The sequence below is a fragment of the Dyadobacter sp. CY323 genome (assembly GCF_021390245.1).
In the GTDB taxonomy this organism is placed as follows: Bacteria; Bacteroidota; Bacteroidia; order Cytophagales; family Spirosomataceae; genus Dyadobacter.
The window spans coordinates 107,212-117,825 of sequence record NZ_JAJUXH010000022.1; the positions used below are offsets into that span (position 1 = coordinate 107,212).

Genomic DNA, 10,614 nt, shown 5'->3' on the forward strand with positions numbered 1-10,614 from the left:
AGTCAAATATGCCATCAATCAAAAAAATCCTGATTGCCAATCGTGGCGAGATTGCGTTAAGAATTATGCGTACAGCCAGAGAAATGGATATTGCGACGGTTGCTGTATTCAGTGAAGCAGATCGGAAATCGCCGCATGTTCGCTATGCAGATGAGGCTGTTTGCATTGGTCCGGCGCCTTCGTCCGAATCATATTTGAATGCTGAAAAAATAATCCAGGTTTGTAAGGATCTTGGCGTCGACGCCATTCATCCGGGGTATGGCTTTTTGTCTGAAAATGCTGGTTTCGCACAAAAGGTCAAAAACGCAGGTCTCATTTTTATCGGCCCATCAGCCGAGTCCATTGAGGTGATGGGAAGCAAGTTAGCAGCAAAAGAAGCTGCCGGGCGATATAACATCCCGATGGTCCCAGGCACGGCGGGTGCTATCGAAGACCGGCACGAAGCGAAGCAGATTGCAATAGAAATAGGATACCCGATCCTCATTAAAGCAAGTGCGGGAGGTGGCGGAAAGGGTATGCGGGTCGTGGAGAATGAGGGTGAATTCGACGAACAAATGGACCGGGCAGTGAGTGAAGCGCAGTCTTCCTTCGGCGATGGTTCCGTTTTCATTGAAAAATACATCACCTCACCCAAACACATTGAAATTCAGGTCCTGGGCGACCAGCATGGGAATGTGATCCATTTGTTTGAAAGAGAATGCTCCATTCAGCGTCGGCACCAGAAGGTCGTGGAAGAAGCCCCGTCCATTTCGATTACACCTGCAATTCGCGAGGAAATGGGGCAATGTGCCATTGATGTGGCCAAATCGTGCGGTTACTTTGGGGCAGGTACCGTCGAATTCATTCTTGATGAGGATCGTAATTTCTATTTTCTCGAAATGAATACCCGATTGCAGGTGGAACATCCGGTTACCGAACAAATCACTGGTATAGATCTTGTGAAGCAAATGATCCATATAGCGGAAGGCAGGCCGCTGGAAATAAAGCAGGAGTCTCTGGCAATTAAGGGACATTCCATTGAAATCCGGGTATATGCAGAAGATGCTTCTAACAATTTCCTTCCGGACGTGGGGACCTTGCATACCTATATCAAACCGGATGGAAATGGCGTGCGGGTGGACGACGGCTTCGAGCAGGGAATGGACATTCCGATATACTACGATCCTATGATCTCAAAACTGATTGCTTATGGTGAAAACCGGGAGGAAGCCATTCAGAAAATGGTTCGCGCGATTGACGAATATCAAATATCCGGAGTTGAAACGACGCTTTCGTTTTGCCGGTTTGTCATGAAGCATCCGGTATTCATTTCAGGTAGCTTTGACACAAATTTTGTTTCAAACTATTTTAGGCCTGATATGATTAAACCAAGTTACGATCCCGAAATGCAGGAACTTGCTGCGCTGATTTCTGGCTTTGTTTTAAATGAAAATAACTCAGAAACAATTCAAAGTGAGCCTAAAAGGACAGTTGAGTCGAACTGGAAGTCGCATCGTTTACGGCAGAGGTAGCATTTTCACTTATTTGATTTAAGGCGAAAAATCACTACTTTTGCGCTCTTAATTTTTTTGTAATATCGATTCACATAATATTTACGCTGTTTGAGGTACTATACAAGTATCCGGAATCACAAAACTTCTTTGATACATAAGTCCGAACAGGTAAATTTCATATTGTCTCACGACTAAAGAAATCCACAGATTATCCAGCTATGAAGCTATCCGAATTTAAGTTTGATCTCCCTCAGAGTCTTATTGCACTTCATCCTTCCGACCGCGGCGAATCCCGACTTATGGTTGTCCATCGCAAGACAGGAGAAATTGAACATAAAACATTTGCCGATCTGATCAACTATTTTGACGACGGGGATGTAATGGCCATTAATGATACCAAAGTTTTTCCGGCACGTCTGTACGGACAAAAAGAAAAGACCGGTGCTAAAATAGAAGTTTTTTTGCTTCGCGAGCTGAACCGCGAAATGCGTCTTTGGGATGTTTTAGTAGATCCGGCAAGAAAAATCAGGGTTGGAAACAAGCTGTATTTTGGAGATAGCGACCTGGTTGCTGAGGTAATTGATAACACAACTTCCCGCGGCCGCACGATCCGTTTTCTGTATGACGGCGATAACGACGCATTTATGAAACTTGTGGACGAATTGGGAGAAACCCCACTTCCTCCAGAAATCATTTCACGTCGTAAAGTGGAGACGTCGGACCGTGAGCGTTTTCAGACCATTTTTGCAGAACACGTTGGAGCAGTAGCAGCACCAACTGCCGGAATGCATTTTACAAAAGCGATCATGAAACGTCTCGAGATAAAAGGCGTGGATTTTGCACCGGTAACTTTGCACGTTGGATTAGGAACATTCCGTACGGTGGATGTGGAAGATCTGACGAAGCATAAGACTGATTCGGAAAACTACCGCATTACGCCCACCAGCGCAGCGATCGTAAACAAGGCGATCGACAATAAAAAACGGATTTGCGCAGTGGGTACTACGTCTCTGAAAGCGGTCGAATCTTCGGTCTCAGCCAGTGGGCATTTAAAAGCTGTTGAAGGCTGGACGGACAAGTTCGTTTTCCCACCTTATGATTTTAAAATCGCCAATGCATTATTATCCAATTTCCAGCTTCCAGAATCCATACTGTTGATGTCAGCATGTGCATTTGGAGGTTTTGACCTGGTAATGAAAGCCTACGAAATGGCTATCAAAGAGAAATACAAATTTTTTACATATGGTGATGCGATGCTGATTATATAACAGCATTTTTAACCTTATAGAATGGTCATTTGTGGTCGAGGAGTACTTCCTGATTCATAAATGACCATTTTTATTTTGATACATCTATGCAGGAATTTGCAATTATAGTCGCCGGCGGGAGCGGAAGCCGGATGAAAAGTGACATATCAAAACAATTTTTGTCAATCAATGGTCTGCCTGTTCTAATGCATACCATTTTGGCTTTCAGAACCTATTCTGCTGCTTTGGAAATCATTGTAGTGCTGCCTGAAAACCAATTCAATTTTTGGCGCGAATTGTGTCAGTTACATGAATTTAGGCAAAGTTACAGACTTGTTGCAGGCGGGGAGACACGGTTCCATTCTGTACGAAACGGTCTGGATCAGATAGTGACAGTGGAAGGCCTGGTCGCGGTTCACGATGGAGTGCGACCCATTATTTCAAAACAAATTATCGCGGAAAGTTTTAGCAACTCCCGGGAATATGGCACCGCTGTGGTCAGTGTTCCATTAAAAGACTCAATTCGCATTGTTCATTCAAAAAATGAGAATAAAACAGCCAATCGGGCAGATTTCCGGTTGATACAAACCCCGCAAACCTTCCGCCTGGATTGGATGCGCAATGCATTTGACACTCCATATCAGGAAACGTTCACCGACTGCGCCAGTGTATTGGAGGCAAAAGGCTATCCGATACATTTAATCGACGGTGAGTACGAGAACATCAAAATTACCACTCCGGAGGATTTGCTCTGGGCGGAAGTATATTTAAGAAAATGACGATCAGCGACATTATTCGGTTCAGGCTGCATAACTTATTAGTTTCCAGTAATCGATTCGCTTCCCCGGCGGAAACGGTTTCATGGTTAGGGGCTGTGCAGGCTCAGGATTACTTTGGTGCAAAATGGTCACTGGGTTTGAGAATAACCGGCTTGAAGGAACAATCCGTTGATGATGCCATTGCCAACAGGTCTATCGTTCGTACCTGGCCGATGCGCGGGACCCTGCATTTTGTTGCAGCGGAAGATGCACGCTGGATGCTGAAGCTTCTTACGCCCCGCATTATAGCTGGCTCGGCCGGCCGCCACCGTCAACTGGAATTAGATGACAAGACATTTGACAAGAGTAAGGATCTGCTCATCTCCGCCATGCAGGGTGGTAAGCAATTTATGCGTAATGAAGTGTACAAACTGCTGCAGGAGAATGGGATCTCCACTTCTGGTCAGCGCGGCATGCATATCATCGGTTTTTTGGCACAAAGTCAAATACTCTGCCACGGCTCGCATAATGACAAACAACCTACTTATGTTCTGATGGATGATTGGGTCCCGAAAACTGCGGAAATGAACAGGGAAGAAGCGCTACATGAGCTGGCAATCCGTTATTTCAAAAGCCACGGGCCAGCGACAATCAGCGATTTCGTTTGGTGGACTGGGTTACGCATTTCAGAAGCAAAGCAGGCGATAAATCTGGGATCTTCCAGTTTAAAATCAGTGGAGGTGGATGGAAACAAGTATTTGTATCACGAAGAAATGACCGAGAAAACGGATGCAGATGCTGTTTTCTTACTTCCCGGTTTTGACGAATATATACTGGGTTATACGGACAGAAATCCTGTAGTTGACAAAATCCATGCGCCTAAAATTATTCCCGGAAAGAATGGTGTCTTTGCACCGACCATTATTAGTAATGGAAAAGTGGAAGGTACCTGGAAAAGAACGCTGGTGAAGGATGCAGTTCAGATGAACTTGTCCCCATTTGGCAAGCTGAGTTTGGCGAAGAAAAAGGCGATTGAGGTGCAGTGTAAAGAATTTGCTAAATTTTTATCGAGAAAAACGGTGGATGTGAATTGGCAGTAGATTTATAGCCATTTATCAAACCAGGCAAACGCATCTTTTTGCATTTGTAAATCAAATTTGTGAGGCCCGTCGTAAAAGTTAGCTTTATATTTTTCGCTCGCATTTGCCTTTTTGTAAACGTCCCCAAGAATCGCATCCGCTTTTTTCATTTCAGCTAACGTATAAAGTTCATCCTGATTGTTGTTTAAAACCAATGTCGGCAACGGGACTCTCAAACCGAGGATTTCAGGGAATTCAAGGTATTTAGGTAATAATGGCGTGTATGTCATCCACGTATGTGTGAACGACTTATTTAAGACAAAATCTGCCCAGGTCGTCATAAACCCGACGCATACCGCACATTTGATACGCTTGTCCAGACCAGCCAAGTAAACAGTCCGCAGCCCGCCTCCTGAAAGTCCGCCACAACCGATGCGATTTGGATCCACATCGTTGCGACTACTCAAAATATCCAATGCATATTGATCTTCGGATAAAAACACGCCCGGCCAGGTCGTGCCGGCACTGAATAGTGATTTGGACATGACATGCTCATGCTCGGACGACCACGTATTATAGATTTCGATATTTTCTGATTTTTCCGGATTCTCATCACTTTTCCCAGCAGTGTTCAGCGCCCCCCATTCCAGCCCTTTCGTATCTTCATAGTATGCCCGCCGACTTCCAAATGCGAATGCATCATGTACCAAAACCACGTATCCTTGTTTTGCAATCTCATTTGCCCAGGCACGCCCCTCATAATCTGTAGCCTGATGTTCTTTCAATAATGGATGCTGATCGTCAGATGTTTTGACAATTTTACGGTATCCAAAGTATTTTTTTCCCGCGTGATCATGCAGGCCAAGAATTGCTGGCAACGGTTTAGTGGCACCCTGCGGCTTTAATAAAACAGCTTTTGTTGCTCTGCCGTAAGGTAATTCCCACGACAGCTCTTCTATTTCGAGGCCATCATAAACGTACTTTTTCTCTATCTTAACTTTTGGTGCCGCCACCCTGGTTGGACTCGCGATTAATTCGGAAGTTTTTGCTAATGCTTCCCGTTGCCATTCCGGTAAGTTGTTCCTATCTGTATTTCTGAATGATAGTAATGGCGTTTTGGGCAAAAGAGAAGCAGCCCAGGTACCATAACTCCCAATAAGACTTTTTTCAGATGGCATGACAGATCGGTTTAATGTTGGAAAGTTCAGTGGGAAATCGCCCATTGATGAGACAAACGGAATTGCTGTGGAATAAGCTGTTGCTTTCAGAAAATGTCTTCTATCAGGGTTTTCTGATCTTTCCATGAGTTATTAAACCTTTACAAAGATCTTGTGACGATATAAAAAATAGAGAAAAAGCCAAACCAGAACAAAGCCGCCCAACGCGTTGAAGACTTCATGCCATTTCTCCGGTGCGTATTTGTAAATACCCTCAAAAAGAAGCCGTGATGACGCGTTAAAATCTACAAACCGTACAGCCAGGTAAATCACAAGTGAATTCACACCTATTACCTGGAAGAAAAAAGCCCATTTTTTGTAACCTCTGACATCAATCACCCAGTAAAACAGTGCTAGCATTAAAAATGACATTCCACTAGTCAACATAATGAATGAGCTGGACCACAGATGCTTATTGATCGGGAAGAACATGTTCCAGACAATTCCACACAAAACAAAACTGCCGCCCAGGGTAAAGAGTCTCTTAAGTCTGTTCGCAGCGGGACTTTGACTTAGCAGAATGTCACCTGCAACGGTTCCAAATAATGTCAGGCAAATCGCCGGGAACTGAGTAAGAAGCGCCAGTTCGTCGTAAGTATCTTGTTTTAGTCTCCCAGGCATAAACGACCGATCGAACCAACCCACAAGGTTACCTTCAAATGAAAGATCTCCGGCACCGTAGCCAGGAACGGGTATCAGTTTCAATGCGAGATAATACGCCGCTAAAATGGCAAATGCAATGTAAAGCCTGGCCATGAACTCAAACCTCATATAAAAGATGGCGGCAACAAAAGTAGCGAGCCCGATCCTCCCCAACACACTTCCATAACGAATGTGCGCAGGATCAAAAAGGTCGATAGGTGCATTCTTATCCAAAATACCGAGTGTAATGAGGATCAACATGCGTTTGAATATCTTCATTCGCAGCTCCGATTTGCTTATTCCTTTTGCTAAACCACCGGTTATACTGAATGTCATCGAAGTACCCGCTAAAAAGAGGAATAGCGGGAAAATGAAGTCATAAAAAGTAAAACCATTCCACGCGGGATGCTCAAATTGAGCAGATATTGCGTCCACGAACCCAATTCCTGTTTTACCTCCCAGCAAAAATATAAATGCACCGCCACCGGAAATCATTAACATATCAAAACCACGCAGTGCATCAATGGATGCCAACCGCGTGGAAGATGTGTTACTTTTAGTTTCAACCGGTAAAACCGTAGTTGTTGCCTCCATATCAATCTGCTTATAGTTTAGACTAGAAGGATTTATATTGCTATGATTTACCGTCCCTGGCTAAAAATCCCGAGAATTTTTAATATCAAACTTTCGCATCAACTAATAAACTGGCAGATTCTTTGTCTAAAAAAAGCTTACAGTTCCGATGTTCCTGTAAAATGCTTGCGGGGAATTGATTACTTATTTCACTTTCAATGCTGTTTTTTACGGCAACCGCCTTTCTCTCATCAGGCACAGAACAAATGACGTGATTTGACTTCATAATTTGTCTGACCGACATGCTGATTGCCTGTTTTGGCACTTCTTCGAGCGTTTTAAACCAGCCTTCACCCATTTGCTGCATTCGGCATGGTTCGTCTAGATTAACAACCAAGTACGGGTCATTTGTTTCAAAGTCGGCTGGCGGATCGTTGAAAGCTAAATGCCCGTTTTCGCCAATTCCGACTAGAGCGATATCAATGGGGTGCTTTTCTATTGCTTCGTTGAGTGCGGTGATCTCCGTGTTCAAATCATTTTCTCCATTAATCAGGAACACCTCTTTCAGCGGAGGCACATGAGCCAAAAAACGTTCCTTCAAATATTTTCTGAAACTAGCGCCATGTGTGAACGGTAGATCAATATACTCATCCAAATGAAACATCGTCACCCGTGACCAATTGATCCCATCTTCTTGGATTAGCTGATTGATCGTCTCAAACTGACTGGTACCAGTTGCCAGAATAATGTTCGCACTACCCTTCTCTTCAATTGCTTTTCTGAGCAGTTTTCCTGTGTATGCACCGGCAGCCCGTCCCAGCGCTTCCTTATCATCTAAGATTTCAACTTTCATTTTACTACGATTTGACTCCTGTGTTTCCTCCGTTTTTCAATGTGGTATCGACCGGCTTATTTTTCTTCCACGAACCATTGGTAAAGTCCGGGACGTCGATCGAATTGGATTTGTTTGCAACTGACCATTCGCTCAAAGGTGAGATCACGCTCCATGAAGCCGCATCATAAACATCCTGATCCAGCGGTAAGCCGTTTCTTAGACAATCGATTAATCTCCAGTCCATTAGAAAATCCATTCCACCATGTCCACCCACTTTTTTTGCCAACTCTCCTACGCGCTTTATGATCTCAGGCTGATATTTTTGTTCCAAAGCTTTAAACTCGGGCTCTTTAAGCCATTCATGGCCCGTAGAAATTCTACCTTCCGTTCCATCTTCCGGCAATGGATATTTTTGAGCAGCACCCTTTGTACCGCTTATCAAATGCAAACGCGAGTAAGGTCTGGGAGATGAAACATCATGTTGTAGCATAATGGTTTTCCCCTTGTTTGTTTTAATGGTTGTGGTGTTCATGTTACCACGGAAGCTTTTGGTAGCAAACTGTTTGAAGTCACCATCCTTTGCCGCTAATTCTTTTGCCTTGGCTCCCAACATGAAATCGTTGCTACTCATTGAAACGAGGTAATCCATTTTATCACCACGATTAATATCCAGGATCTGGGCAATCGGGCCGAGACCGTGAGTAGGATATAGATTTCCGTTTCGCTCATTCTCCCTCAAACGCCACAGATCAAATCGCTTGTCTTTTTGGAACAACGAATCAAAAATGTCATGAATGTATGCTCCTTCCACATGTACGATTTCTCCAAAAAAGCCTTGTCGGGCCATATTCAGTGTCAAAAGTTCAAAGAAATCGTAACAGCAGTTTTCGAGCATCATGCAATGCTTTTTTGTGCGCTCCGAGGTTTCTACTAACTTCCAACAATCACTGACCGTAGTTGCCGCAGGTATCTCCACCGCAACATGTTTCCCTTGCTCCATTGCATATAATGCCATTGGAGCGTGTAAATTCCAGGGAGTACATATGTAAATGAGATCGAGGTCCTTTCTTTCACACAATTTTTTCCATGCATCTTTCGAGCCCGAATATACTTCTGGACTATGCCCTGACAGTTCCAATTGCTTTTTGGCGGCAGTTGCCTTTTCTGTGACAATGTCTGCGACTGCCAGAACCTGGACATTATCCAAATGCACAATCCTTTTAATCGCTCCCCCACCGCGGTTACCCAGACCGATATAGCCAATACGGACGGTATCAATTTTTGGAGCTGCATAGCCACTCATGTTGAATGTTTGCTTAGGCAATGCATTTGAGTCGAAAAACGCTGCTCCCGCTAAACCTTTTTCTACCTTACCGGCGAGTCCAATACCAGTTAAGCCTGCTATTTTTAGGAATTGTCTTTTTTCCACAAGAAGTTCTATTTAACTATTGGAAACTGTTGTACAATTTTACAACGATTTATATCGTCGTTCCAGACATTTGCACTAAATAGTAGCGAGAACGTTCTCGAAAACCAAATAATTACATTTAATGGCTAACCGATATGTAACGATAAAAGATATAGCCCGGACTTTGAATATTTCCGTAGCAACTGTTTCGCGAGCGCTGAGAGATACTTACGATGTCAGTGATAACACACGAAAATTGGTTTTGGCCGCGGCGGAAAAAATGAATTATCGGCCAAATTTCAATGCAACAGGTTTAGTTAAGAGAACCACGCATAAGATTGCCGTTATTATTCCTTCTATCACCAATTACTATTTTTCCACAGTTATTACAGGGATACAAAGTTTTGCGGCCTCCAATGGGTATCAGGTTATTTTATATCTAACTAATGACTCCCCCGAATGGGAGGCCAGAACAGTAAAAGAGTTGTCCTTAAGCAGCATTGACGGAGTTTTGGCATGCGTAACTTCAAATACGAACAACTTTGAGCACTTTCAGGAATTAATAGACGCTGGCTTGCCAGTCATTTTGTTCGACCGGTTGGTCCAATCGTTAAAGACATCGACAGTGATGCAGGATGATTATAACGGTGCCTGTATTGCAACCGAGCATTTGATCGCTAATGGATACCATCGAATTGCACATATAACAGGCCCGGCAAAACTAAGTCTTACTGAAATTAGGTTGAAAGGATTCTTAGATACTCTCAAAAGGTTTAACCTTAATTCACACGGCGTACAACATTCAGGTTTTAGTAAAGAAGACGGGGAAAACGACCTTAATGCTATTTGGTGTGATACAAATCCGCCAGATGCGATTTTTGCGGTGAATGACCGAAAAGCAGTTGGAGCGATAATCGGCTTGCAGAAGAAAGGAATTGAGATAGGAAGGCAAGTTGGTGTGGTTGGTTTTACTAATGATCCAATATCTGAAATTATTAAACCTGCGCTGACCACAGTAGCTGAACCCGCTTTTGAGATTGGGAAAACTGCCTGTCAATTATTAATAAAACATATTGAAAAACCATCCACCGCTAATCAACAAATCGTCCTTCCATCGGAGTTGATAGTACGAAAATCCACAACCAGAAATCTATGAATTGCCTGAGCATAAAAAAAGCATCCTTCAGGGATGCTCTTGATTTATAAAAATTGTCGATATCTAGGTTGCTTGTCCTGAAATTTCTATAAGCAAAAAAAGACCATCTTTTTGGGATGGTCTTATGGTTGATATTGTGGCGACTACCTACTTTACCAGGTTTGATCCAAGTATCATCGGCGGTCCGGGGCTTAACTTCTCTGTTC

At 43.5% G+C, this 10,614-nt stretch carries 9 protein-coding genes; 5 read left to right on the forward strand and 4 right to left on the reverse strand.

Annotation, left to right across the window (positions count from 1 at the left end; all coding sequences use genetic code 11):
- Nucleotides 1–8 precede the first annotated feature (8 nt).
- The 4 genes from accC (at nucleotide 9) to LZG72_RS24640 (ending at nucleotide 4,598) form a co-directional block, all read left to right on the forward strand.
- On the forward strand, nucleotides 9–1,511 hold the full coding sequence (accC, locus tag LZG72_RS24625) for an acetyl-CoA carboxylase biotin carboxylase subunit (RefSeq protein WP_233877799.1): 1,503 nt from the start codon (nucleotides 9–11) through the stop codon (nucleotides 1,509–1,511).
- A gap of 200 nt (nucleotides 1,512–1,711) precedes the next feature.
- The gene (gene queA, locus LZG72_RS24630) at nucleotides 1,712–2,761 is read left to right on the forward strand and encodes a tRNA preQ1(34) S-adenosylmethionine ribosyltransferase-isomerase QueA (protein ID WP_233877800.1); all 1,050 of its coding nucleotides are present in this window, start codon (nucleotides 1,712–1,714) and stop codon (nucleotides 2,759–2,761) included.
- Nucleotides 2,762–2,847: 86 nt separating this feature from the next.
- Complete coding sequence (locus LZG72_RS24635; RefSeq protein ID WP_233877801.1) at nucleotides 2,848–3,519, forward strand: 2-C-methyl-D-erythritol 4-phosphate cytidylyltransferase; 672 nt, start codon at nucleotides 2,848–2,850, stop codon at nucleotides 3,517–3,519.
- Nucleotides 3,516–4,598, forward strand: coding sequence for a winged helix DNA-binding domain-containing protein (locus LZG72_RS24640; protein WP_233877802.1), 1,083 nt, complete (start codon nucleotides 3,516–3,518; stop codon nucleotides 4,596–4,598). The genes LZG72_RS24635 and LZG72_RS24640 overlap by 4 nt, the downstream gene beginning before the upstream one ends.
- 2 nt (nucleotides 4,599–4,600) lie before the next feature.
- Here LZG72_RS24640 and LZG72_RS24645 read toward each other — a convergent pair whose 3' ends face one another.
- The 4 genes from LZG72_RS24645 to LZG72_RS24660 all read right to left on the reverse strand — a co-directional run bounded on the left by LZG72_RS24645 (nucleotide 4,601) and on the right by LZG72_RS24660 (nucleotide 9,273).
- Entirely contained in the window at nucleotides 4,601–5,755 is a 1,155-nt protein-coding gene (locus LZG72_RS24645) for an alpha/beta hydrolase family protein (RefSeq protein WP_233877803.1), read from the reverse strand.
- A gap of 132 nt (nucleotides 5,756–5,887) precedes the next feature.
- Nucleotides 5,888–7,030: an acyltransferase family protein gene (locus tag LZG72_RS24650; protein WP_233877804.1), complete on the reverse strand. Its 1,143-nt coding sequence runs from the start codon at nucleotides 7,028–7,030 to the stop codon at nucleotides 5,888–5,890.
- Between the two features lie 85 nt (nucleotides 7,031–7,115).
- Nucleotides 7,116–7,862, reverse strand: coding sequence for a glucosamine-6-phosphate deaminase (locus LZG72_RS24655; protein ID WP_233877805.1), 747 nt, complete (start codon nucleotides 7,860–7,862; stop codon nucleotides 7,116–7,118).
- Nucleotides 7,863–7,866: 4 nt separating this feature from the next.
- Nucleotides 7,867–9,273 (reverse strand): Gfo/Idh/MocA family oxidoreductase, encoded by a 1,407-nt coding sequence (locus LZG72_RS24660; RefSeq protein ID WP_233877806.1) that lies wholly within the window; start codon nucleotides 9,271–9,273, stop codon nucleotides 7,867–7,869.
- A 121-nt stretch (nucleotides 9,274–9,394) separates the two neighbouring features.
- Between LZG72_RS24660 and LZG72_RS24665 the strand changes: the two genes are divergently transcribed.
- Complete coding sequence (locus tag LZG72_RS24665) at nucleotides 9,395–10,408, forward strand: LacI family DNA-binding transcriptional regulator (RefSeq protein ID WP_233877807.1); 1,014 nt, start codon at nucleotides 9,395–9,397, stop codon at nucleotides 10,406–10,408.
- Nucleotides 10,409–10,614 lie beyond the last annotated feature (206 nt).

Bases quoted from the DNA above. Each gene is read 5' to 3' on its own strand.
- accC (WP_233877799.1), top strand. From the start codon at position 9: ATGCCATCAATCAAAAAAATCCTGATTGCCAATCGTGGCGAGATTGCG.
- queA (WP_233877800.1), top strand. From the start codon at position 1,712: ATGAAGCTATCCGAATTTAAGTTTGATCTCCCTCAGAGTCTTATTGCA.
- LZG72_RS24635 (WP_233877801.1), top strand. From the start codon at position 2,848: ATGCAGGAATTTGCAATTATAGTCGCCGGCGGGAGCGGAAGCCGGATG.
- LZG72_RS24640 (WP_233877802.1), top strand. From the start codon at position 3,516: ATGACGATCAGCGACATTATTCGGTTCAGGCTGCATAACTTATTAGTT.
- LZG72_RS24645 (WP_233877803.1), bottom strand. From the start codon at position 5,755: ATGCCATCTGAAAAAAGTCTTATTGGGAGTTATGGTACCTGGGCTGCT.
- LZG72_RS24650 (WP_233877804.1), bottom strand. From the start codon at position 7,030: ATGGAGGCAACAACTACGGTTTTACCGGTTGAAACTAAAAGTAACACA.
- LZG72_RS24655 (WP_233877805.1), bottom strand. From the start codon at position 7,862: ATGAAAGTTGAAATCTTAGATGATAAGGAAGCGCTGGGACGGGCTGCC.
- LZG72_RS24665 (WP_233877807.1), top strand. From the start codon at position 9,395: ATGGCTAACCGATATGTAACGATAAAAGATATAGCCCGGACTTTGAAT.